This is a genomic window from Pseudomonas sp. IT-93MI4, from assembly GCF_949767635.1.
Lineage (GTDB): Bacteria > Pseudomonadota > Gammaproteobacteria > Pseudomonadales > Pseudomonadaceae > Aquipseudomonas > Aquipseudomonas putida_A.
Genome location: NZ_CATKPP010000022.1, coordinates 112,780 through 135,469 on the forward strand (window position 1 = coordinate 112,780; position 22,690 = coordinate 135,469).

At 57.3% G+C, this 22,690-nt stretch carries 21 protein-coding genes; 14 read left to right on the plus strand and 7 right to left on the minus strand.

What is annotated here, in order from left to right; genetic code table 11:
- Nucleotides 1-221: 221 nt before the first annotated feature.
- The 4 genes from gyrB to dnaA are packed head-to-tail and all read right to left on the minus strand — an operon-like array spanning nucleotide 222 to nucleotide 6,429.
- Entirely contained in the window at nucleotides 222-2,639 is a 2,418-nt protein-coding gene (gyrB, locus tag ACM6I7_RS12345) for a DNA topoisomerase (ATP-hydrolyzing) subunit B (protein WP_007960764.1), read from the minus strand.
- Between the two features lie 5 nt (nucleotides 2,640-2,644).
- Entirely contained in the window at nucleotides 2,645-3,748 is a 1,104-nt protein-coding gene (gene recF, locus ACM6I7_RS12350; RefSeq protein ID WP_003220208.1) for a DNA replication/repair protein RecF, read from the minus strand.
- A gap of 14 nt (nucleotides 3,749-3,762) precedes the next feature.
- Nucleotides 3,763-4,866 (minus strand): DNA polymerase III subunit beta, encoded by a 1,104-nt coding sequence (gene dnaN, locus ACM6I7_RS12355; protein WP_003220202.1) that lies wholly within the window; start codon nucleotides 4,864-4,866, stop codon nucleotides 3,763-3,765.
- Between the two features lie 39 nt (nucleotides 4,867-4,905).
- On the minus strand, nucleotides 4,906-6,429 hold the full coding sequence (gene dnaA, locus ACM6I7_RS12360) for a chromosomal replication initiator protein DnaA (protein ID WP_414888660.1): 1,524 nt from the start codon (nucleotides 6,427-6,429) through the stop codon (nucleotides 4,906-4,908).
- 566 nt (nucleotides 6,430-6,995) lie between these two features.
- Here dnaA and rpmH point away from each other — a divergent pair.
- The 5 genes from rpmH to mnmE all read left to right on the plus strand — a co-directional run bounded on the left by rpmH (nucleotide 6,996) and on the right by mnmE (nucleotide 10,923).
- On the plus strand, nucleotides 6,996-7,130 hold the full coding sequence (gene rpmH, locus ACM6I7_RS12365) for a 50S ribosomal protein L34 (protein ID WP_003213577.1): 135 nt from the start codon (nucleotides 6,996-6,998) through the stop codon (nucleotides 7,128-7,130).
- A gap of 16 nt (nucleotides 7,131-7,146) precedes the next feature.
- Nucleotides 7,147-7,548 (plus strand): ribonuclease P protein component, encoded by a 402-nt coding sequence (rnpA, locus tag ACM6I7_RS12370; RefSeq protein WP_011336726.1) that lies wholly within the window; start codon nucleotides 7,147-7,149, stop codon nucleotides 7,546-7,548.
- Nucleotides 7,541-7,786: a membrane protein insertion efficiency factor YidD gene (gene yidD / locus ACM6I7_RS12375; protein ID WP_080761984.1), complete on the plus strand. Its 246-nt coding sequence runs from the start codon at nucleotides 7,541-7,543 to the stop codon at nucleotides 7,784-7,786. The genes rnpA and yidD overlap by 8 nt, the downstream gene beginning before the upstream one ends.
- Nucleotides 7,787-7,788: 2 nt before the next feature.
- Complete coding sequence (gene yidC, locus ACM6I7_RS12380) at nucleotides 7,789-9,471, plus strand: membrane protein insertase YidC (protein WP_027610285.1); 1,683 nt, start codon at nucleotides 7,789-7,791, stop codon at nucleotides 9,469-9,471.
- Nucleotides 9,472-9,552: 81 nt separating this feature from the next.
- On the plus strand, nucleotides 9,553-10,923 hold the full coding sequence (gene mnmE, locus ACM6I7_RS12385) for a tRNA uridine-5-carboxymethylaminomethyl(34) synthesis GTPase MnmE (protein ID WP_414888661.1): 1,371 nt from the start codon (nucleotides 9,553-9,555) through the stop codon (nucleotides 10,921-10,923).
- A 39-nt stretch (nucleotides 10,924-10,962) separates the two neighbouring features.
- Here mnmE and ACM6I7_RS12390 read toward each other — a convergent pair whose 3' ends face one another.
- From ACM6I7_RS12390 to ACM6I7_RS12400, 3 genes are all read right to left on the minus strand, one after another.
- The gene (locus tag ACM6I7_RS12390) at nucleotides 10,963-13,398 is read right to left on the minus strand and encodes a TonB-dependent siderophore receptor (protein WP_414888662.1); all 2,436 of its coding nucleotides are present in this window, start codon (nucleotides 13,396-13,398) and stop codon (nucleotides 10,963-10,965) included.
- 117 nt (nucleotides 13,399-13,515) lie between these two features.
- Nucleotides 13,516-14,463 (minus strand): FecR domain-containing protein, encoded by a 948-nt coding sequence (locus ACM6I7_RS12395; RefSeq protein WP_096795464.1) that lies wholly within the window; start codon nucleotides 14,461-14,463, stop codon nucleotides 13,516-13,518.
- On the minus strand, nucleotides 14,463-14,969 hold the full coding sequence (locus ACM6I7_RS12400; protein WP_097090232.1) for a sigma-70 family RNA polymerase sigma factor: 507 nt from the start codon (nucleotides 14,967-14,969) through the stop codon (nucleotides 14,463-14,465). The genes ACM6I7_RS12395 and ACM6I7_RS12400 overlap by 1 nt, the downstream gene beginning before the upstream one ends.
- 568 nt (nucleotides 14,970-15,537) lie before the next feature.
- Between ACM6I7_RS12400 and mnmG the strand changes: the two genes are divergently transcribed.
- The 9 genes from mnmG (at nucleotide 15,538) to ACM6I7_RS12445 (ending at nucleotide 22,687) form a co-directional block, all read left to right on the plus strand.
- Entirely contained in the window at nucleotides 15,538-17,436 is a 1,899-nt protein-coding gene (gene mnmG / locus ACM6I7_RS12405; RefSeq protein ID WP_414888663.1) for a tRNA uridine-5-carboxymethylaminomethyl(34) synthesis enzyme MnmG, read from the plus strand.
- A complete protein-coding gene (gene rsmG / locus ACM6I7_RS12410) occupies nucleotides 17,433-18,077 on the plus strand; it encodes a 16S rRNA (guanine(527)-N(7))-methyltransferase RsmG (protein WP_097090233.1) in 645 nt (214 codons plus the stop codon). The genes mnmG and rsmG overlap by 4 nt, the downstream gene beginning before the upstream one ends.
- Nucleotides 18,078-18,095: 18 nt before the next feature.
- A complete protein-coding gene (locus ACM6I7_RS12415; protein ID WP_003229787.1) occupies nucleotides 18,096-18,893 on the plus strand; it encodes a ParA family protein in 798 nt (265 codons plus the stop codon).
- A 9-nt stretch (nucleotides 18,894-18,902) separates the two neighbouring features.
- A complete protein-coding gene (locus tag ACM6I7_RS12420) occupies nucleotides 18,903-19,775 on the plus strand; it encodes a ParB/RepB/Spo0J family partition protein (protein WP_007960777.1) in 873 nt (290 codons plus the stop codon).
- Nucleotides 19,776-19,923: 148 nt separating this feature from the next.
- Complete coding sequence (locus tag ACM6I7_RS12425) at nucleotides 19,924-20,331, plus strand: F0F1 ATP synthase subunit I (protein ID WP_003229783.1); 408 nt, start codon at nucleotides 19,924-19,926, stop codon at nucleotides 20,329-20,331.
- Nucleotides 20,332-20,347: 16 nt separating this feature from the next.
- Nucleotides 20,348-21,217: a F0F1 ATP synthase subunit A gene (atpB, locus tag ACM6I7_RS12430; RefSeq protein ID WP_007960779.1), complete on the plus strand. Its 870-nt coding sequence runs from the start codon at nucleotides 20,348-20,350 to the stop codon at nucleotides 21,215-21,217.
- A 133-nt stretch (nucleotides 21,218-21,350) separates the two neighbouring features.
- Nucleotides 21,351-21,608, plus strand: coding sequence for a F0F1 ATP synthase subunit C (atpE, locus tag ACM6I7_RS12435; protein ID WP_003097235.1), 258 nt, complete (start codon nucleotides 21,351-21,353; stop codon nucleotides 21,606-21,608).
- A 59-nt stretch (nucleotides 21,609-21,667) separates the two neighbouring features.
- Nucleotides 21,668-22,138 (plus strand): F0F1 ATP synthase subunit B, encoded by a 471-nt coding sequence (locus ACM6I7_RS12440; RefSeq protein WP_011336718.1) that lies wholly within the window; start codon nucleotides 21,668-21,670, stop codon nucleotides 22,136-22,138.
- Between the two features lie 12 nt (nucleotides 22,139-22,150).
- Nucleotides 22,151-22,687: a F0F1 ATP synthase subunit delta gene (locus ACM6I7_RS12445; protein WP_007911956.1), complete on the plus strand. Its 537-nt coding sequence runs from the start codon at nucleotides 22,151-22,153 to the stop codon at nucleotides 22,685-22,687.
- Nucleotides 22,688-22,690 lie beyond the last annotated feature (3 nt).

Here is a 22,690-nt window from a genome sequence, read left to right on the forward strand (position 1 = left end):
TTTGATTCTAGACACTGACAGTGCTTCACCTGTGCCGTAGGGCAGTTAGCGAAGCGGCTGTAAGATAAATAGAACCGATCCAGATATATGTAGGAAGAGTCTCTCCTATACGAAGGGATAGTCTTAAAATTTGCAGGATTTAATCCGACAAGAAAGAACCAAAAAAAAGCCAGCGCATAGCGCTGGCTTTTTTATTCGTGCGTTAGCGATGGGACGATGGATCAGAAATCCAGGTTCGAAACCGCCAGCGCATTGCTCTCGATGAAGTCACGGCGAGGTTCGACCGCATCACCCATCAGGGTGTTGAAGATCTGGTCTGCGCCAATGGCGTCTTCGATGGTGACTTTCAGCATGCGGCGCACGCTTGGGTCCATGGTGGTTTCCCACAGCTGATCCGGGTTCATTTCACCCAGACCTTTGTATCGCTGAATGGTGTGCCGCTTGGTACTTTCAGCCATAAGCCAGTCGAGGGCTTCCTTGAACTCGGTGACCGCTTTCTTGCGCTCGCCACGCTGGATGTACGCGCCTTCGTCGAGCAGGGTGCTCAGTTGAGCGCCGAGGGTGACGACGGTCTTGTAGTCGTTGCTGCCGAAGAAGTCGCGGTTGAAGGTCACGTAGTTCGACAGGCCGTGGGAGATCAGCTCGACCTCTGGCAACCAAACGCCACGTTCACGATCTTCACGCAGGCTGGCCTTGTAGACTAGGCCCGACTTCTCGACGGTGCGCAGACGCACTTCGTACTGAGCCAGCCAGTCCTGCATCTTGGCGTGGTCGCCGAGCATTTCCAGGCTCACGGCCGGCAGGTAGATGAAGTGTTCGGTCAGTTCCTGCGGGTACAGGCGCGACAGACGCTTGAGGGTCTTCATCACCATGCGGAAGTCGTTCACCAGACGCTCGAGCGCTTCACCGGAAATGCCCGGAGCCTCTTCGTTCAGGTGCAGGCTCGCATCTTCCAGAGCCGACTGCGTCATGTACTCTTCCATGGCGTCGTCGTCTTTGATGTATTGCTCTTGCTTGCCTTTCTTGACCTTGTACAGCGGCGGCTGGGCGATGTAGATGTAGCCGCGCTCGATCAGCTCCGGCAACTGACGGAAGAAGAAGGTCAGCAGCAGGGTACGGATGTGCGAACCGTCGACGTCAGCATCGGTCATGATGATGATGTTGTGATAGCGCAGCTTGTCGATGTTGTACTCTTCGCGACCGATACCGCAGCCGAGTGCAGTGATCAGCGTGCCCACTTCCTGGGACGAGATCATCTTGTCGAAGCGTGCTTTCTCGACGTTGAGGATCTTGCCCTTCAGCGGCAGGATCGCCTGGGTCTTGCGGTTACGTCCCTGCTTGGCAGAGCCGCCCGCGGAGTCACCTTCCACGAGGTACAGTTCGGACAGCGCAGGATCTTTTTCCTGGCAATCAGCGAGCTTGCCCGGCAGACCGGCGATGTCCAGCGCGCCTTTGCGGCGGGTCATCTCACGGGCCTTGCGCGCCGCTTCACGGGCACGGGCCGCGTCGATCATCTTGCCGACGACCAGCTTGGCTTCGTTCGGGTTTTCCAGCAGGAAGTCGGAGAAGTACTTGCCCATCTCCTGCTCGACCGCGGTCTTCACTTCGGAAGACACCAGCTTGTCTTTGGTCTGCGAGCTGAACTTCGGATCCGGCACTTTTACCGAGATGATCGCGGTCAGGCCTTCACGGGCATCGTCACCGGTGGTCGCGACTTTGTGCTTCTTCGCCAGACCTTCCTGCTCGATATAGTTGTTCAGGTTACGCGTCAGTGCGGAACGGAAACCCACCAGGTGAGTACCGCCGTCGCGCTGCGGAATGTTGTTGGTGAAGCACAACAGGTTCTCGTTGAAGCTGTCGTTCCATTGCAGGGCGATTTCCACGCCGATGCCGTCTTCACGCTGGATGTTGAAGTGGAACACCTGGTTGACCGCAGTCTTGTTGGTGTTCAGGTATTCAACGAACGCACGCAGGCCGCCTTCGTACTTGAACAGCTCTTCCTTGCCGCTGCGCTCGTCCTTGAGGACGATGCCGACACCGGAGTTGAGGAAGGACAGTTCACGAATGCGCTTGGCCAGGATGTCCCAGCTGAAGTGAATGTTCTTGAAGGTTTCGCTGGAAGCCTTGAAGTGGATCTGGGTACCGGTGGTTTCGCTGTCGCCAACGATCGCCATAGGAGCCTGAGGCACACCGTGGACGTAGGTCTGTTCCCAGATCTTGCCGCTGCGGCGTACGGTCAGTACCAGCTCTTCGGACAGGGCGTTCACGACCGACACACCTACACCGTGCAGACCGCCGGATACCTTGTAGGAGTTATCGTCGAACTTACCGCCAGCGTGAAGGACGGTCATGATGACCTCGGCGGCGGAAACGCCTTCCTCTTTGTGCACGTCAACCGGGATGCCACGGCCGTTGTCTTTGACGGTGATGGACTCATCCGGGTGGATGATGATGCTGATGTCGTCGCAGTGGCCGGCGAGGGCTTCGTCGATCGAGTTGTCGACCACCTCGAACACCATGTGGTGCAGACCGCTGCCATCGTCGGTGTCACCAATGTACATACCGGGACGTTTGCGTACGGCATCCAGGCCTTTCAGCACTTTAATGCTCGTTGAGTCGTACGTATTTTCTTCGCTCAATGCCTTCACTCCCGATGGTCGTGGGTCTGGGTGATACGGCCCTGTTCCACGTGGAACAGAGCGACTGGCGTTTCCGTCTGCCAGCCTTCCCTCAATAATTCGTGATCTACACAGGTGATGAAAACCTGGCAGCGTAAGTCTTCCAGCAAGCGGCACAGCGCGCGACGGTGGCTCTCGTCCAGCTCGGACGGCAAGTCATCCACCAGATAAATACACTGGCCGCGTCGGGCCTGGCTCACCAGATGCCCCTGGGCAATTCGCAAGGCGCAAACCACCAGCTTCTGCTGACCCCGGGACAAGATGTCCGCGGCGTTGTGTGCGCCCAATCTAAGGCGCAAGTCAGCGCGTTGCGGTCCGGCCTGGGTATGACCCATTTGCTGGTCCCGTTGCACGGAGCCAGCCAGTACGGCACTCAATTCCCGGTCCTTGTCCCAGCCTCGGTAATAGCTGAGCGTCAAACCTTCAAGCTCAACCAGTTCGCTCAAGGTTTGTTCAAAGACTGGTTTCAAGGCTTTGATGTAAGCGCGGCGGTATTCATCGATTTCAGCGCTGGCCTGGCACAGCTCCCTGTCCCAAACCGCTTGCGAAACGGCGTCAAGTGTACCATGCCGCAGCCAGGAGTTTCTCTGGCGCAAGGCCTTCTGCAAACGCTGCCAGGTCGCCATGAAACGCGGTTCGACGTGGAACACGCCCCAATCGAGAAACTGCCGGCGAATCTTCGGCGCACCTTCGAGCAGGCGGAAGCTGTCAGGGTTGATCAGTTGCAATGGCAGGATCTCGGCCAGTTGCGCGGCACTGCGAGCGTTCTGCCCGTCGATGCGGATCTGGAACTCGCCCTGACGGTCGCGAGATATCCCCAACGCACTGTGGCCACCCTCGGCCAGTTCGACCTGACCGAACACCGTGCAGGCGAGTTGCTCGTACTGGATGACCGGCAACAGCCGCGTGCTACGAAACGAACGGGCAAGCCCCAGCAGATGAATGGCTTCCAGAACACTGGTTTTGCCGCTGCCGTTGGCGCCGTAAAGAATGTTGATGCGGGGGGAGGGGGAGAAGGTCACCGGGTGCAGATTACGCACCGCGGTGACCGAAACACGACTTAAGGACATCCAGGATCAGCTGATTACAGACGCATCGGCATGACAACATAAGCCGAGTCGTCATTGTCGGACTCTTGCACCAGCGCACTGCTGTTGGAGTCGGACAGGATCAGGCGAACCTGTTCGGTGGTCATCACGCCCAGCACGTCGAGCAGGTAGCTCACGTTGAAGCCGATTTCCAGCGAACCGCCGTTGTATTCAACGCCCACTTCTTCTTCCGCTTCTTCCTGCTCCGGGTTGTTGGCCTGGATCTTCAACTGACCGTTGGCCAGTTGCAGACGGATGCCGCGGTACTTCTCGTTAGACAGAATCGCAGTACGGCTGAACGCTTCACGCAGGGCCTGACGATCGCCCAGTACCAGCTTGTCGCCACCCTTCGGCAGAACGCGCTCATAGTCCGGGAACTTGCCGTCGACCAGCTTCGAGGTGAAGGTGAATTCGCCGGTGGTGGCGCGAATGTGGTGCTGACCCAGAACGATGCTGACGTTGCCATCCGGCTCGGTGAGCAGACGCGCCAGTTCCAGAATGCCTTTGCGTGGCACGATCACCTGGTGACGATCCGGCTGACCGATATCGGCCTGCATCGAGCACATGGCCAGACGGTGACCGTCGGTTGCCACGGCGCGGATCACACCGGCCGAGACTTCCAGCAGCATGCCGTTGAGGTAGTAGCGCACGTCCTGCTGGGCCATGGCGAAGCTGGTGCGTTCGATCAGGCGACGCAGTTTGCTCTGCTCCAGGCTGCAGGTCAGCGAACCCGGGCCTTCTTCAACCGTCGGGAAATCATTGGCGGGCAGGGTCGACAGGGTGAAACGGCTACGGCCGGCCTTCACGACCAGCTTCTGCTCGTCGACCTTGATGTCGATCAGCGCGTCGTTGGGCAGGCTCTTGCAGATGTCCATCAGCTTGCGCGCAGGCACGGTGATGGAGCCGGTTTCAGCCGGCTCTTCGAGTTGCACGCGACCGACCAGCTCGACTTCCAGATCGGTACCGGTCAGCGACAGTTGCTGGCCATCGACGACCAACAGCACGTTGGACAGTACCGGCAAGGTCTGTCGGCGCTCGACGACGCCTGCGACCAGTTGCAGGGGTTTCAACAGGGCTTCGCGTTGAATGGTGAAATGCATGGTCTAGTCCCTTGCCTTAATAAGCTGCGCTGGTGTTCATCAAGTGGTCAGTGTACGCAGCAGGTTCTTGTAGTCCTCGCGGATGTCCGCGTCGGATTCCTTAAGTTCGTTGATCTTGCGGCAGGCGTGCAACACAGTCGTGTGGTCGCGACCACCAAACACATCGCCGATTTCCGGCAGGCTGTGATTGGTCAGCTCCTTGGACAGCGCCATGGCCACCTGACGCGGACGTGCCACCGAGCGCGAACGGCGCTTGGACAGCAGGTCGGAAATCTTGATCTTGTAGTACTCGGCGACAGTGCGCTGAATGTTATCCACAGAGACCAGTTTGTCCTGCAGTGCCAACAAGTCTTTCAGGGATTCGCGGATCAACTCGATGGTGATGTCGCGGCCCATGAAGTGCGAGTGGGCGATCACGCGTTTCAGCGCCCCTTCCAGCTCACGGACGTTGGAACGAATTCGTTGGGCGATGAAGAAAGCCGCATCGTGAGGCAACTCGACTTTGGCCTGGTCGGCCTTCTTCATCAAGATCGCCACGCGGGTTTCCAGCTCCGGCGGCTCGACGGCAACCGTCAGGCCCCAGCCGAAGCGGGATTTGAGGCGCTCTTCAAGGCCTTCGATTTCTTTCGGGTAGCGGTCACTGGTAAGAATGACCTGCTGGCCACCTTCAAGCAGGGCGTTGAAGGTGTGGAAAAACTCTTCCTGGGAACGCTCTTTACGGGCGAAGAACTGAATATCGTCGATCAGCAGAGCGTCCACCGAACGGTAGAAACGCTTGAACTCGTTGATCGCGTTCAGCTGCAGCGCCTTGACCATGTCGGCCACGAAACGCTCGGAATGCAGGTACACGACCTTGGCATTCGGGTTCTTCTTTAATAGATGGTTACCCACTGCGTGCATCAAGTGGGTTTTACCCAGGCCGACGCCGCCATAAAGGAACAGCGGGTTATAGCCGTGCTTGGGATTGTCCGCCACCTGCCAGGCCGCCGCGCGAGCAAGCTGGTTGGACTTGCCTTCGACGAAATTCTCGAAGGTGAAGGTGCGGTTCAGGTAACTGGTGTGCTTGAGCGCGCCTTCGACCTGCACGGTGCGCTGTTCGGCGCGAACCGGGGCCTGTTGCGAGGCCGCACCGGCCATCGGGTCAAAGCTGTCGCGGGACGGCTCTTCACTGACTTCCTCGGTTTTCTGCGTCGAGCGCTTGGCCGGAGATGCACTTGGAGCGGGTGCTGGCGCACTGGCCGGCACGGTATTGGCCTGAGCCTGGGACACCTGCGCAGCGGCCAACGGCGCGTTCGGCGCGGCACGCGGTGCCGAGCTGCGTTTGCTGCCTATTAATAAGGAAAGCGCTGGCGCCATGCCGTTGCCGTGCTCATCCAGCAGTTCAAGGACGCGACCGAGGTACTTTTCGTTGACCCAGTCCAGCACAAAACGGTTCGGTGCGTAGACGCGCAACTCGTCGCCTTCGGCTTCGACCTGTAGTGGACGGATCCAGGTGTTGAATTGTTGGGCAGGCAGCTCCTCGCGCAAAAGCTCCACGCACTGCTGCCAAAGTTCCACTGACACGGATATCCCCTAAGTTGAAAGCCGGTGAGGCAAAAACAAGCGGCCATTGTAGCGGCGAGCCGTCCACTTATCCACATGCAGGTTGTGTGGTGACCATGATTAATCAATGCGTTAACCGGTAAAAAGGCGACCAACGGTGTGTGCATAAGCTCTGTGGATAACCGCCTCTGAGGGCACTGGACAACTGGGGGTGGAACTCAGTGGATAACCAGCCTGTGGATAACAGGCCATTCCACACACAGGTTATCCGACAGCGCAGCACAGGCTGACCACGGTTTTCCACTGTAGTTGTCATTCTCTGTACATCATGCTGTAAAAGGGCTGAAGATGGTTATCCACAGAAGAGGGCGGTCCTAGCTTTTACAAGCTTTACAGAAAAGCTTTAAATAATTCCCTTCTTTATTTTTATGTCTGGCAAACAGGTTTTCGGTTCCGGAAGCTCCAGAGATCTATTTATAAGGAAACGCTGGTTGGAAATTGACCTGAAGGCTTGCTTTCTCTAGAATCCCCGGTCTCTTAAAACGGGGGCCATTCCGGCCCGTTGTGGACGAACCAGGTAACACGACATGAAACGTACTTTCCAACCAAGCACTATCAAACGCGCTCGTACCCACGGTTTCCGTGCTCGCATGGCTACCAAGAACGGTCGCGCTGTCCTGTCGCGTCGTCGCGCCAAAGGTCGTGCGCGTCTGGCAGTTTGATAATCCGGTACTGGAGGTGAGTCAGGACTTCAGTCGGGAAAAGCGTCTGCTTACCCCCCGGCATTTCAAGGCAGTCTTTGACTCCCCTACCGGCAAGGTTCCGGGGAAAAATCTCCTGCTCCTTGCGCGCAACAACGATCTTGATCACCCCCGTCTCGGGCTGGTTATCGGGAAAAAGAGCGTAAAGCTCTCCGTTGAGCGCAATCGCCTCAAACGTCTGATGCGCGAATCGTTCCGTCTGCACCAGGATTCTCTGGTCGGCTGGGATATCGTTATCGTCGCGCGCAAAGGTTTGGGCGACGTAGAAAACCCCGAATTGATTCAGCATTTCGGCAAACTCTGGAAGCGTCTGGCCCGTAACAAGCCAGTTCCAGCAGTCAAAACCGAAACTGTAGGGGTAGACAGTCCAGATGCGTAAACTGGCACTCGTTCCGATCCAGTTTTATCGCTACGCCATTAGTCCTTTGATGGCCAGTCACTGTCGTTTCTACCCCAGTTGTTCTTGCTACGCGTATGAAGCCATCGAAAATCATGGCCTTCTGCGCGGTGGCTGGCTGGCCTTTCGTCGTTTAGGTCGCTGTCATCCGTGGAATCCCGGTGGTTATGACCCGGTTCCACCTATCCCTACCTCCCGTTCTTCTTCGATGGCCGAGTAATCATGGATATCAAACGCACGATCCTGATCGTCGCCCTGGCAATCGTGTCCTACGTTATGGTTCTTAAATGGAACCAGGACTATGGCCAGGCTGCCCTGCCGACTCAGAATGTTGCTTCCAGTACGACTGCATCCGGTTTGCCGGACACCGTTCCTGGCAATAACGCTTCCGCCAGTGACGATATTCCGCGTGCCGCAAGCGACACCAGCGCACCTGTGGAAACCCCGGTCGCTGCCAGCAAGGATCTGATCCAGGTCAAAACCGACGTGCTCGATCTGGCGATCGATCCCCAGGGCGGTGACGTTGCTCAACTGACTTTGCCACTGTATCCACGTCGTCAGGATCGTCCTGATGTACCGTTCCAGCTGTTCGACAACGGCGGCGAACGTACTTATCTGGCACAAAGCGGCCTGATCGGCACCAACGGTCCGGACGCAAGCCCGGCCGGTCGTCCGGTTTACGCCTCGGAGAAGAAAAGTTATCAACTGGCTGACGGTCAGGACCAATTGGTCGTCGACCTGAAGTTCAGCAAGGACGGCGTCAACTACATCAAGCGTTTCACCCTGAAACGCGGCCTGTATGACGTAACCGTGACCTACCTTGTGGATAACCAGAGCGCTCAGCCTTGGTCGGGTTCGATGTTCGCCCAACTGAAGCGCGACGCCAGTGCCGACCCTTCGTCGACCACTGCCACCGGCACCGCGACTTACCTGGGCGCTGCCCTGTGGACAAGTTCCGAGCCGTACAAGAAAGTGTCCATGAAAGACATGGACAAAGGTCAGCTCAAGGAAACCGTCACCGGTGGCTGGGTAGCCTGGCTGCAACACTACTTCGTGACTGCATGGGTTGCGCCGAAGGGCGAAAACAACATTGTTCAGACACGTAAGGACAGCAAAGGCAACTACATCATCGGTTACACCGGTCCTTCGCTGACCGCTGCACCGGGTGCCAAAGTTGAAACCAGCGCCATTCTGTACGCCGGGCCGAAAAGCCAGGCCGTACTGAAACAGTTATCCCCAGGTCTGGAACTGACAGTCGACTACGGCATTCTGTGGTTCATCGCTCAGCCGATCTTCTGGTTGCTGCAACACATCCACGCGATCGTGGGTAACTGGGGCTGGTCGATCATCTTCCTGACCATGCTGATCAAAGGGATCTTCTTCCCGCTGTCGGCTGCCAGCTACAAATCCATGGCGCGCATGCGTGCCGTAGCACCGAAACTGGCTGCACTGAAAGAGCAACATGGCGATGACCGGCAGAAAATGTCGCAAGCCATGATGGAGCTGTACAAGAAAGAGAAGATCAATCCGCTGGGCGGTTGCTTGCCGATCCTCGTGCAGATGCCGGTTTTCCTTTCGCTGTACTGGGTTCTGCTGGAAAGCGTGGAAATGCGCCAGGCGCCGTTCATGCTGTGGATCACCGACCTGTCGATCAAGGATCCGTTCTTCATCCTGCCGATCATCATGGGTGCGACCATGTTCATTCAGCAGCGTCTGAACCCGACTCCACCGGATCCGATGCAGGCGAAGGTCATGAAAATGATGCCAATCATCTTCACCTTCTTCTTCCTGTGGTTCCCGGCTGGTCTGGTGCTGTACTGGGTTGTGAACAACTGCCTGTCGATTGCCCAACAGTGGTACATCACGCGTAAGATCGAAGCGGCGACGAAAAAAGCCGAGGCGTAACTTACTCTGTGGATAACACCACTCAAAACGCCCCCTAGTGGGGCGTTTTGCTATCTGCCACTTTTGTCTGGATTCCGGTTTATGAGCATACCTCGTGAAACCATCGCTGCTGTCGCCACCGCTCAAGGTCGCGGCGGTGTCGGCATCGTCCGTATTTCCGGACCGTTGGCCAGCGTTGCAGCCAAAGCCATCAGCGGCCGTGAACTAAAACCGCGTTACGCGCATTACGGTCCGTTTTTCAGTGCTGATCAGCAGGTGTTGGACGAAGGACTGGCCCTGTATTTCCCGGGACCAAACTCGTTCACTGGCGAAGATGTGCTGGAGTTGCAGGGGCACGGTGGCCCGATCGTCCTCGATATGCTGCTCAAGCGTTGCCTGGAACTGGGTTGCCGTCTGGCTCGTCCGGGTGAATTCAGCGAGCGCGCGTTCCTCAACGACAAACTCGACCTGGCTCAGGCCGAGGCGATCGCCGACCTGATCGAAGCCAGTTCGGCACAGGCTGCACGCAATGCCTTGCGCTCACTGCAAGGGGCGTTTTCCCAGCGTGTGCATAACCTCACCGAACAACTGATCGGCCTGCGCATCTACGTCGAAGCCGCCATCGACTTCCCGGAGGAGGAAATCGACTTCCTCGCCGATGGCCACGTGCTGAGCATGCTCGACAAGGTGCGTGAAGAGTTATCCACCGTGCTGCGTGAAGCCGGGCAGGGTGCCTTGTTGCGAGATGGCATGACGGTGGTGATCGCCGGTCGTCCAAATGCCGGCAAGTCCAGCCTGTTGAATGCCCTGGCTGGCCGCGAAGCCGCGATCGTGACCGAAATTGCCGGCACCACCCGGGATATCCTGCGCGAACATATCCACATCGACGGCATGCCGTTGCACGTGGTTGACACCGCAGGGCTGCGCGATACCGACGATCAGGTGGAAAAAATAGGCGTCGAGCGTGCGTTGAAAGCGATCACTGAAGCGGATCGGGTGTTGCTGGTAGTCGATGCCACCGCACCGGAAGCTGCAGATCCGTTTGCTCTGTGGCCGGAATTTCTCGAAACCCGTCCGGATCCGGCGAAAGTCACCTTGATTCGCAACAAGGCTGACCTGACGGGTGAAGCGATCGCTCTGGAAGTCAGCGACGATGGCCACGTGACCATCAGCCTCAGCGCCAAATCCGCTGGCGAAGGGCTGGAATTGCTGCGCGAACACCTCAAGGCCTGCATGGGCTATGAGCAAACCTCGGAAAGCAGCTTCAGTGCCCGTCGCCGTCATCTGGAGGCTCTGCGCCATGCCAGTGCAGCGCTGGAACATGGTCGCGCACAGCTGACGTTGGCCGGTGCCGGTGAGCTGCTGGCCGAGGATTTACGTCAGGCCCAGCACTCTCTGGGAGAAATCACCGGGGCATTCAGCTCCGATGACCTGCTTGGCCGGATCTTCTCCAGCTTCTGCATCGGTAAATGACCAAATGGGCTGTGGACATATCCACAGCCTCTTTTCGTTTCACCAGTTGTAAGACACCGTACCGAGTAAGGTGCGATCTTCGCCCCAGTAGCAACGGCCAGCATCGTTGCATCCCGACACATATTCCTTGTTGAACAGGTTCTTCGCATTCAGGTCGACGCTCCAGTGCGTGTCGATCTGATAACCGATGGCCGCATCCACCAATGTGACATCGCCGGCATCCAGCTTGCCGTATAGCGAAGGCGAGGTGTAGGCGAAGGCACTGTCGAAGTAACGCACGCCGCCACCCACGTACAAACCTTTCAAATCGCCATCGAGGAAACGGTATTTGGTCCAGACCGACGCTTGATTACGTGGCACGCCGGTCATCTGGTGGCCTTTGACCAACGAGGTCGCCGCGTCTTTGGTAATCCGCGCGTCGGTGTAGGTGTACGCCGCAGTCACATTGAGGTTCTGGGTCAGATTGCTGTTGAGTTCCAGCTCCACGCCTTTGGAACGGCTTTCGCCGACCTGGCGATAGGTCGATGTGGTCGAGTCGAAGTAGGTGTCGTCCTTTTTGCGCAGGTCATACACCGACGCGGTGAACGCGGTATCCCAGCCGATCGGTTCGTACTTGAGGCCCACTTCGTATTGGCTGCTGGTGATCGGATCGAGCGGTGTGCCGGCATTGGAAATCTGCTGTACCGGTACGAACGAGGTGGAATAGCTGACATACGGCGTCATGCCGTTATCAAACTGGTACATCACGCCGCCCTGGTAGGTGAACTTCTTGTCCTCGGAACTGATGTTACTGCCCTTGGCCACTTTGTCGCGGAAATCACTGTCGACCCAGTCCTGGCGCCCGCCGAGCAAGAACAACCAGTGGTCATATTTGCTCTGGATCTGGGCATAAACACCTTTCATCTGTTGTTCGAGCAAGGTGTTCTGCACCGCAATCGGTGTAGTCGGATCGCGCAAGTAAACCGGGTCGTAGATATCGATTGGCCCGACGATGCCGGCATTCCAGTCCTGATTGAACGAAGTGCGGTCGTAGCTGGCGCCGAACAGCACGGTGTTTTCCAGCTCGCCGACCTGGAATTTGCCTTCCAGTTGGTTATCCAGCGAATACACCATGGATTTGTTGAAGCGATCGTACGCGGTCATGTTCAGGCGCGTGCCGAACCCGGCGTTGTTCAGGTTGCCGGGCCAGGTCTCGTGGCGGGTGATTCGCGACTGCATGTAGCGCGAATTCTGGCGGAACTGCCAGTCATCGTTGAAGGAATGGCTAAACTCATAACCGGTGCTCCAGGTTTCCCGTTCGAAGGTGTTCCAGTCCGGATCGCCAAGCATGGTGCCTTTGGATAGCTTGCCGTTGGGATTGCTCAGCAATGTGCCGGCCGCCGGCAGACCCAGTTCCATATTGGTGTGATCTTTCTGGTAGTTGGCCAGCAGGGTCAGGGTGTTGAAGTCGTCGAAATTCAGGGTCAGCGACGGGGCGATGTAAATGCGGTCATCCGGTACGTGATCGGTCTGGGTGTCTGACTTGCGTCCGAGCATCACCACTCGTCCCAACACATTGCCGCTGTCGTTGAGTGGCCCGGACACATCGATGCCAATCTGCCGGCGATTATTCGAGCCATAACCCAGTTGCACTTCGCCGAGTGGAGCTGTGGTCGGCCGCTTGCTCACCACATTCACCAGGCCGCCCGGTGCGTTTTCCCCATAGAGCAAGGACGATGGTCCGCGGAAAATTTCCACGCGCTCCAAACCGTAAGGTTCGGTGCTGGTGTCATAACGGTTGCCTTGCACGCGAAGTCCATCGCGCAACAGGCCGTAGCCGTAATCGGTGGCGTTGAAACCACGAATGAAAAACAGATCGCCGGCCAGGCTGTCGCCCGCTGCAAACGGTGGGGCGAAGATGCCGGGAACGTAGCCGAGTACCTCGGTGAGCGTCTGAGATTTCTGATCTTTCATGCGCTGGGCGGTCACCACCGATACCGAACGCGGCGTTTCCGACAACGGCGTGCTGGTTTTCGTACCGATCCGGCTGTTCTGCGCCCTATAGCCGACGTCGGCGGCGTAATCCAGATCCATCGGATTGGCCAATTGCCCGTTGATGTTGGTCGGGGCCAGCTCCAGCAAATCACCATTGGGCAGCGCCTGCAGAATGTAGCTACCCGGCGCTTGAGGTACGGCTTGCAAACTTGAGCCTTGCAGCAGTTGGGCGAATCCCTGTTCGACGGTGAAGTTGCCGTTCAGTCCGGTACTGCGTAAACGGTTGGTCTGCTGCGGCGAGAACGACAGAATCACGTTTGCAGTGGAGGCGAATTGGCTCAAAGCATTGTCCAGCGGGCCGGCAGCAATGGTGTAGCGCTGCGCGACCGTTGCCGCGAAGGCGTTATTGGTCATTGCCAGGCAGGACGCGGCACTGGTCATCAGTAGGCTGTAGGCAATGCAGTGGTGGGAAAAACGCTGACGGAACGTGGGAAGACGCATGTGTGGATAAGCCCTGAAGGTGGCGAAGAGCCGCGTTTATCGCGATTACCTGTAGGGCCGGGTCAGGACAAAAAAAGATAACCCTGCTTTCGATTTTTTTCCCCAGGAGATTTTCAATCAGACGCTATGGCTGATCGAGACCCAGTAACGGGTGAAGTAGCGGACGTTGATCGGTAACGAGGCCTGAAGATTGGCCAGCACGGCATCGGTGGAATCGAGCCGAAAGGTGCCGGATACGCGTAGATCCCGGGCACGACTATCGCAGTGCATAACACCGCTGCGATAACGCCCCAGCTCTTCGATTACCGCACCCAGCCGCGCATCGAGCACAATCAGCTGGCCGTTGGTCCAGGCCACTGCCGAGGATTTAAAGGGGTAAAGGACCCCGATATGCCGACTATCGAAATCCGCACCTTCGCCTGCTTTCAGGATCATCGCGCTCGTTGATCGATCAGCGGGTTGCACGCTGACCCGATCTTCCAACACGCCGACCCGCGTTGAGCCCGACAACTTATGCACAGAAAAACGGGTACCCAACGCTTGAATTCGGCCATCCGCGGTTTCGACCAAAAACGGCCGCTGATCGCCGAGCTTGCCGGTCTGAATGAGGATTTCACCCGAGCGCAAACGAATCAGCCGTTGCGTTGCGTCGAAAGATACATCGATGGCCGTATCGGTATTGATCTGAATCTGGCTGCCATCGGCCAATGAGATGTTGCGACGCTGACCAACGCCGGTTTTGTAATCAGCCCAGGCATTTCCAAGGGAGGTATGTTGTTGGGCGTTCCAGCCAAGGATCCCCGTCCCTGTCGCGAGCAGTAATAATTTCAGGATCTGGCGCCTTTGTTGGCCGGTATTCAGTGCGCGACGTTTCAAATCAAGCGGCAAAGTGCCGAGCTGACGCTGCAGTTGTTCCATCTGGTTCCAGGCCGCCAGATGCGCTGGATCGCTATCTATCCACAGCTGCCAGGCTTTTTGATCGGCGAGGGTCGGCGGATCGGCCTGAAACTGCACGTACCAACTGGCAGCCGCTTCGAAAACCTTGCGGTTCGGTGCAGTGGGCATCAACGCTGCGCCATGATCAGGGCACATTCCGTCAGGGCGCGGATCATGTGCTTCTTTACTGTGGTTAGGGAAACCTGCAACTGCGCAGCGATCTGTTGATAAGTCAAACCGTCGATCTGCGAAAGCATGAAGATCTTCTGGGTTCGCGCGCCCAGACCGGCCAAGGCTTTATCCACAGCGATCAGGGTTTCGATGATCAGCGCCTTGTCTTCTTCGCTGATGGCGGTGGCTTCTGGTCGAGCAGCCAAGGTCTGCAAGTAGGCAACTTCGATGGCCTGTCTTCGATAGCGATCAATGACGAGGCCGCGTGCAATGGTCGCCAGATAATCCCGCGGTTCGCGAATCTGCGACGCATTACGTGCCGCGAGGATCCGCACAAAAGTGTCATGCGCGACATCGGCAGCATCGCAGGCGTCGTGCAGTTTGCCCTTGAGCCATCCATACAGCCACGAATGGTGTTGCTCGTAGATTTGCTCGATCGCAGCATGATGGGCGGGTAGGGACATGGGAGAAACTGACGAGTTAATGATAATGGCTATTATTAGCCTCTGTTACGTTCTCTCACAATAGCCCTGTCACATCCCACTATCGACTTCATGCTCGTCTCCGATCTCTCGGTGGCGTTTTACTGCGTCCTGAAAAAACCGTCTGGTTGAATTTCTGTGGATTAAGCCCTGTGAATAACTGCCAATGAGGTCAGTTGATAACAGGGCGTGAAAACTGGATATAACTGCCTCTGTGGATAACCACCCCATTCATCCACAGGCTTAAACCGGTTATCCAAGGGCCTCCTGAGGACCTGATAACAGGGTTTTGAAACTCTGTACACATTGAATAATAAGGCCTGTAGCAATCTATCCACAGAAAGGTCGGTCAGTAAGAATAAGCATTAAAACAAAGGTTTTATAAATTTCTCTCTTTTTTATTCTTTTAACCTCGAGTTCTCCACAGCTGGTTAAATTTTGTGCAAAGGGTTCTTTAGGGAGGGCGAAGTCCCTATACTTGTCGACCAGGTCCAGAAACCTGATCTCAAACTATTCCTGAATACCTACTTAAGCAGGCACGAGGTGCGTGGTGGATTTCCCTTCCCGTTTTGAAGTGATCGTCATCGGCGGCGGTCATGCCGGTACCGAGGCAGCACTGGCCTCAGCACGTATGGGGGCAAAAACCCTGTTGCTGACGCATAACGTGGAAACCCTCGGTGCCATGAGCTGCAACCCGGCCATCGGTGGCATTGGCAAAAGCCATTTGGTCAAGGAAATTGACGCCCTCGGCGGCGCGATGGCCATGGCTACCGATCTGGGCGGCATCCAGTTTCGCGTATTGAACAGCCGCAAAGGTCCGGCCGTACGAGCGACCCGTGCGCAAGCCGACCGTATTCTGTACAAGGCCGCTGTCCGCGAAATTCTGGAAAACCAACCGAACCTGTGGATATTTCAACAGGCCGCTGACGACCTGATCGTCGAGCAGGACCAGGTACGCGGTGTTGTCACGCAAATGGGTCTGCGGTTCTTCGCCGATTCCGTGGTGTTGACCACTGGTACGTTCCTCGGTGGACTTATCCACATCGGTTTGCAGAATTTCTCCGGCGGTCGTGCCGGTGACCCGCCGTCGATTGCCCTGGCACATCGTCTGCGTGAACTGCCGCTGCGTGTCGGTCGCCTGAAAACCGGTACGCCACCGCGCATCGATGGCAAATCTGTGGATTTCTCGGTCATGACCGAGCAACCGGGCGATACGCCGATCCCGGTCATGTCGTTCATGGGCAACAAGGAACAACATCCGCGCCAGGTCAGTTGCTGGATTACCCATACCAACGCCCGCACCCACGAAATCATCGCGGCGAACCTCGATCGTTCGCCGATGTATTCCGCTGCCGGCGAAATCGAAGGCATCGGTCCGCGCTACTGCCCGTCGATCGAAGACAAGATTCATCGCTTTGCTGACAAGGAAAGCCATCAGGTGTTCATCGAGCCGGAAGGCCTGACCACCCATGAGCTGTACCCGAACGGGATATCCACAAGCTTGCCGTTCGACGTGCAATTGCAGATCGTGCAATCGATCCGCGGCATGGAAAACGCGCACATCGTGCGTCCGGGTTATGCGATCGAGTACGACTACTTCGACCCGCGTGACCTGAAATACAGCCTGGAAACCAAAGTCATCGGCGGTCTGTTCTTCGCTGGTCAGATCAACGGCACCACCGGTTACGAAGAAGCTGGTGCGCAAGGTTTGCTCGCCGGGGCCAACGCCGCGCTGCGTGCCAAGGGCAAAGAAGCCTGGTGCCCGCGTCGCGATGAAGCGTACATCGGCGTGCTGGTCGACGACCTGATCACCCTCGGTACCCAAGAGCCGTACCGCATGTTCACTTCCCGTGCCGAGTACCGCCTGATTCTGCGCGAGGACAACGCCGACCTGCGTTTGACCGAAAAAGGTCGTGAACTGGGTCTGGTCGATGACGCGCGTTGGGCGGCCTTCTGCAAGAAACGCGAAAGCATCGAACTCGAAGAGCAGCGCCTGAAGAGCACCTGGGTTCGCCCGGGCACCCAGCAGGGCGATGCGATTGCGGAAAAATTCGGCACGCCGCTGACTCACGAATACAACTTGCTCAACCTCTTGAGCCGTCCGGAAATCGACTACGCTGGTCTGGTCGAAGTGACCGGGCAGGGCGCCGAAGATCCACAGGTCGCCGAACAGGTTGAAATCAAGACCAAATACGCCGGTTACATCGACCGTCAACAGGACGAAATCGCCCGTCTGCGCGCCAGTGAAGACACGAAATTGCCTGTGGATATCGATTACACCAACATTTCCGGTCTCTCCAAGGAGATTCAGAGCAAGCTCGGTGCGACGCGTCCGGAGACGCTCGGCCGGGCTTCGCGGATCCCGGGCGTGACCCCGGCAGCGATTTCGCTGTTGATGATTCATTTGAAAAAACGCGGCGCGGGCCGTCAGTTGGAGCAAAGCGCTTGAGTTCTAAGGTCACTTCGCAACACGCCGAAGAGTTATCCACAGGAGCCCGCGAGCTCGGTGTCAATCTCAGCGCGGCCCAGCACGAATTGCTGCTGGGCTACCTGGCCCTGTTGATCAAATGGAACCAGGCCTACAACCTGACTGCAGTTCGCGATCCTGACGAAATGGTTTCGCGGCATTTGCTCGATAGCTTGAGCGTGATGTCGTTCATCGAAAACGGCCGCTGGCTCGATGTCGGCAGTGGCGGCGGCATGCCCGGCATTCCGCTGGCGATCCTGTATCCGGACTCGCAAGTGACCTGTCTGGACAGCAACGGCAAGAAAACCCGCTTCCTGACTCAGGTCAAACTCGAACTCAAACTGGATAACCTGCAAGTTACCCACAGTCGCGTCGAAGCCTTCCAGCCTGCCCAGCCATTCAACGGGATCATTTCCCGGGCTTTCAGCAGTATGGAGAACTTCACCAACTGGACTCGCCACCTCGGCGATGCCGACACGCGCTGGCTGGCAATGAAGGGCGTTCATCCGGCCGATGAGCTGGTAGCATTGCCGGCAGACTTCAAACTCGATAGCGAACACGCCCTGGCCGTACCCGGTTGCCAAGGCCAACGCCATCTGCTGATACTGCGCCGCACGGCATGATTGGGAACACAAGCAAGAATGGCTAAGGTATTCGCGATAGCGAACCAGAAGGGTGGTGTGGGCAAGACCACCACCTGCATCAACCTCGCAGCATCCCTGGTCGCGACCAAGCGCCGGGTGCTGTTGATCGATCTCGATCCACAGGGCAACGCCACCATGGGTAGCGGTGTGGATAAACATGGCCTGGAAAACTCGGTCTACGACCTGCTGATCGGCGAATGCGATCTGGCCCAGGCCATGCACTACTCCGAGCACGGCGGTTATCAACTGCTGCCGGCCAACCGCGACCTGACCGCGGCTGAAGTGGTGCTGCTGGAAATGCAGATGAAGGAAAGCCGTCTGCGCAGCGCGCTGGCGCCGATCCGTGAAAACTACGATTACATTTTGATCGACTGCCCGCCGTCGCTGTCGATGCTTACGCTGAACGCATTGGTTGCCGCCGATGGGGTGATTATCCCCATGCAGTGCGAATACTTTGCGCTCGAAGGCTTGAGCGACCTTGTGGATAACATCAAACGCATTGCCGAACTGCTGAACCCCAACCTCAAGGTCGAAGGTCTGCTGCGCACCATGTACGACCCGCGGCTGAGCCTGATGAACGATGTTTCGGCGCAGCTGAAGGAACACTTTGGCGAGCAGCTGTACGACACGGTGATCCCGCGCAACATCCGCCTGGCCGAAGCACCGAGCTACGGTATGCCGGCACTGGCCTACGACAAGCAATCGCGCGGCGCGCTGGCCTATTTGGCACTGGCGGGCGAGATGGTTCGCCGTCAGCGCAAAAATTCACGCATCGCCGCTGCCCAGCCAACTTAAGGAATCCCCATGGCCGTCAAGAAACGAGGTCTCGGACGTGGACTGGATGCACTGCTGAGTGGTCCGACCGTCAGCGCGCTGGAAGAACAGGCGGCGCAGGCCGATACCCGTGAACTGCAACATCTGCCGCTGGACCTGCTGCAGCGTGGCAAATACCAGCCACGCCGCGACATGGACCCGCAGGCGCTGGAAGAGCTGGCGCAGTCGATCAAGGCGCAAGGCGTGATGCAGCCGATCGTGGTGCGCCCGATTGGCGGTGGCCGCTTCGAAATCATCGCCGGTGAACGCCGCTGGCGCGCCAGCCAGCAGGCCGGCCAGGAAACCATCCCGGCGATGGTCCGTGATGTGCCGGATGAAACCGCGATCGCCATTGCGCTGATCGAGAACATCCAGCGTGAAGACCTGAACCCGATCGAGGAAGCCGTCGCCTTGCAGCGACTGCAGCAGGAATTCCAGCTCACTCAACAGCAGGTGGCCGAGGCTGTGGGTAAGTCCCGCGTGACTGTGGCTAACCTGTTGCGACTTATTGCACTGCCTGAAGTCATCAAGACCATGCTGTCCCACGGTGACCTGGAAATGGGTCATGCCCGTGCTTTGCTCGGTCTGCCGGACAATCAGCAGGTGGAAGGGGCGCGACATGTTGTCGCACGCGGCCTGACTGTGCGCCAAACCGAGGCACTGGTTCGTCAGTGGTTGAGTGGCAAACCGGAGCCTGTGGAAGCGGCCAAACCCGACCCGGATATCGCCCGGCTCGAACAGCGTCTGGCCGAGCGCCTAGGCTCTGCGGTGCAGATTCGCCACGGCAAGAAGGGAAAAGGTCAGCTGGTGATCGGTTACAACTCACTCGATGAGCTTCAAGGTGTGCTCGCACACATCCGCTGAAACATTTCCTCATGTAGCGCGCAGTCGGAAATCACTACCTGACAGTTGAATAGGGGCAGAACCGCCCCTATACTCTGCGCGCATTTTGTCGGCACAAATTATGCCAAGTTATTGAATTCTGGCAGCCGACCATTGGAGAGCAAACGTGATGGAAACCCGCAAGCCAAACCGCCTGCCGTTCCATCGCCTGGCGGTTTTTCCGGTGTTGATGGCTCAATTTGTCATTTTGCTCATTGCCGCTTTGGCGCTCTGGCAATGGCACGGAGTCGTTGCCGGATACTCGGGACTTTGCGGAGGCCTGATAGCCTTGCTGCCCAATGTTTATTTCGCTCACAAGGCATTTCGGTTTTCCGGCGCCCGAGCAGCCCAGTCCATCGTCCGGTCATTTTATGCCGGCGAGGCAGGCAAACTGATTTTGACGGCAGTGCTGTTTGCACTGGTGTTTGCAGGTGTGAAGCCATTGGCGCCGATCGCAGTATTCGGCGCTTTCGTGCTGACTCAGTCGGTCAGCTGGTTCGCTCCCCTGCTGATGAGAACAAGACTTTCGAGACCTTAGGGCGTTTGAGGCAACCATGGCAGAAACAACCGCTTCGGGCTATATCCAGCACCACTTGCAGAACCTGACCTTCGGTCAGCTACCTAACGGCGGCTGGGGCTTTGCCCATACCGCAGCAGAAGCCAAGGAAATGGGCTTCTGGGCTTTCCACGTCGATACCCTCGGCTGGTCGGTCGCGCTGGGTCTGATCTTCGTTTTCCTTTTCCGCATGGCGGCAAAGAAAGCAACATCGGGTCAGCCAGGTGCTTTGCAGAACTTCGTTGAAGTATTGGTCGAATTCGTCGATGGCAGCGTGAAAGACAGCTTCCATGGCCGTAGCCCGGTGATCGCACCGCTGGCACTGACCATCTTCGTCTGGGTGTTCCTGATGAACGCCGTCGACCTGGTACCGGTCGACTGGATTCCTCAGCTGGCCATCCTGATCACCGGCGACCACCACATCCCGTTCCGTGCCGTGTCGACCACCGACCCGAACGCGACCCTGGGCATGGCGTTCTCGGTTTTCGCACTGATCATTTTCTATAGCATCAAGGTCAAGGGCATCGGCGGCTTCATCGGCGAACTGACCCTGCACCCGTTCGGCAGCAAGAACATCTTCGTTCAGGCCCTGCTGATCCCGGTGAACTTCCTGCTGGAATTCGTGACCCTGATCGCCAAGCCGATCTCTCTGGCCCTGCGTCTGTTCGGCAACATGTATGCCGGCGAGCTGGTGTTCATTCTGATCGCTGTGATGTTCGGCAGCGGCCTGCTCTGGCTGAGTGGCCTGGGCGTTGTTCTGCAGTGGGCGTGGGCTGTGTTCCACATCCTGATCATCACCCTGCAGGCGTTCATCTTCATGATGCTGACCATCGTCTACCTGTCGATGGCGCACGAAGAAAACCATTAAGAGCAGCCTCGGCTGATCTGATGTCCCTCCCGGTCAAACGGGAGGGGGCTCTTAACCGGGCCTCTGAAACGATTTGTTTTACCGCTTTAATCTAAAAAACCTAAACCATACGACGTAAAAGTCGGGAGGAAAGATGGAAACTGTAGTTGGTCTAACCGCTATCGCTGTTGCACTGTTGATCGGCCTGGGCGCACTGGGTACCGCAATTGGTTTCGGCCTGCTGGGCGGCAAGTTCCTGGAAGGCGCAGCGCGTCAGCCAGAAATGGTTCCAATGCTGCAAGTTAAAATGTTCATCGTTGCCGGTCTGCTCGACGCCGTAACCATGATCGGTGTTGGTATCGCTCTGTTCTTCACCTTTGCGAACCCGTTCGTTGGTCAGATCGCTGGCTAATTACCCGGATTCTTCCGAGTAATTTGGTGTGATGGACAACGTAACTGCGAGGTGTTGGCGTGAACATTAATGCGACCCTGATTGGCCAGTCCGTTGCGTTCCTGATTTTTGTACTGTTCTGCATGAAGTTCGTATGGCCTCCGGTCATCGCTGCTCTGCACGAACGTCAAAAGAAGATCGCTGATGGTCTGGACGCTGCCAGCCGTGCAGCTCGCGACCTGGAGTTGGCCCAAGAGAAAGCGGGTCAGCAACTGCGCGAAGCGAAAGCTCAGGCAGCTGAAATCATCGAGCAAGCCAAGAAACGCGGTAACCAGATCGTTGAAGAGGCTGTTGAAAAAGCCCGTATCGACGCTGACCGTGTGAAGGTTCAGGCTCAAGCCGAGATCGAACAGGAACTGAACAGTGTCAAAGACAAGCTGCGCGCCCAAGTGGGCTTGCTGGCTGTCGGCGGCGCCGAGAAGATCCTGGGTGCCACAATCGATCAAAACGCGCACGCAGAGCTGGTTAACCAACTGGCTGCTGAAATCTAAGCGAGGGCGATCATGGCAGAACTGACCACGTTGGCCCGACCTTACGCTAAGGCGGCCTTCGAGCACGCTCAGGCCCACCAGCAACTGGCCAATTGGTCAGCCATGCTCGGCCTGGCTGCAGCGGTGTCGCAAGACGACACCATGCAGCGCGTGCTCAAGGCCCCGCGACTGACGAGCGCAGAAAAGGCCGCCACGTTCATTGACGTGTGCGGCGACAAGTTTGATGCCAAGGCACAGAACTTCATCAATGTCGTTGCCGAAAACGACCGTCTCCCGCTTCTGCCGGAGATCGCCGCTCTGTTCGACCTGTACAAGGCCGAACAAGAGAAGTCGGTAGACGTTGAAGTGACCAGTGCTTTCGCATTGAACCAAGAACAGCAAGACAAACTCGCCAAGGTTCTCAGTGCACGACTCAACCGGGAAGTGCGCCTGCAAGTTGCGGAGGATGCTGCCCTTATAGGGGGTGTCGTTATCCGCGCCGGCGACCTGGTTATCGATGGCTCGATTCGCGGCAAAATCGCGAAACTTGCCGAAGCATTGAAATCTTGAGTT

What these genes read in the sequence shown, in the direction of transcription:
- recF (WP_003220208.1), bottom strand. Translation starts at nt 3,748, where the DNA reads ATGTCCTTAAGTCGTGTTTCGGTCACCGCGGTGCGTAATCTGCACCCG.
- dnaN (WP_003220202.1), bottom strand. Translation starts at nt 4,866, where the DNA reads ATGCATTTCACCATTCAACGCGAAGCCCTGTTGAAACCCCTGCAACTG.
- rpmH (WP_003213577.1), top strand. Translation starts at nt 6,996, where the DNA reads ATGAAACGTACTTTCCAACCAAGCACTATCAAACGCGCTCGTACCCAC.
- yidD (WP_080761984.1), top strand. Translation starts at nt 7,541, where the DNA reads ATGCGTAAACTGGCACTCGTTCCGATCCAGTTTTATCGCTACGCCATT.
- yidC (WP_027610285.1), top strand. Translation starts at nt 7,789, where the DNA reads ATGGATATCAAACGCACGATCCTGATCGTCGCCCTGGCAATCGTGTCC.
- mnmE (WP_414888661.1), top strand. Translation starts at nt 9,553, where the DNA reads ATGAGCATACCTCGTGAAACCATCGCTGCTGTCGCCACCGCTCAAGGT.
- ACM6I7_RS12390 (WP_414888662.1), bottom strand. Translation starts at nt 13,398, where the DNA reads ATGCGTCTTCCCACGTTCCGTCAGCGTTTTTCCCACCACTGCATTGCC.
- ACM6I7_RS12395 (WP_096795464.1), bottom strand. Translation starts at nt 14,463, where the DNA reads ATGCCCACTGCACCGAACCGCAAGGTTTTCGAAGCGGCTGCCAGTTGG.
- ACM6I7_RS12400 (WP_097090232.1), bottom strand. Translation starts at nt 14,969, where the DNA reads ATGTCCCTACCCGCCCATCATGCTGCGATCGAGCAAATCTACGAGCAA.
- ACM6I7_RS12415 (WP_003229787.1), top strand. Translation starts at nt 18,096, where the DNA reads ATGGCTAAGGTATTCGCGATAGCGAACCAGAAGGGTGGTGTGGGCAAG.
- ACM6I7_RS12420 (WP_007960777.1), top strand. Translation starts at nt 18,903, where the DNA reads ATGGCCGTCAAGAAACGAGGTCTCGGACGTGGACTGGATGCACTGCTG.
- ACM6I7_RS12425 (WP_003229783.1), top strand. Translation starts at nt 19,924, where the DNA reads ATGGAAACCCGCAAGCCAAACCGCCTGCCGTTCCATCGCCTGGCGGTT.
- atpB (WP_007960779.1), top strand. Translation starts at nt 20,348, where the DNA reads ATGGCAGAAACAACCGCTTCGGGCTATATCCAGCACCACTTGCAGAAC.
- atpE (WP_003097235.1), top strand. Translation starts at nt 21,351, where the DNA reads ATGGAAACTGTAGTTGGTCTAACCGCTATCGCTGTTGCACTGTTGATC.
- ACM6I7_RS12445 (WP_007911956.1), top strand. Translation starts at nt 22,151, where the DNA reads ATGGCAGAACTGACCACGTTGGCCCGACCTTACGCTAAGGCGGCCTTC.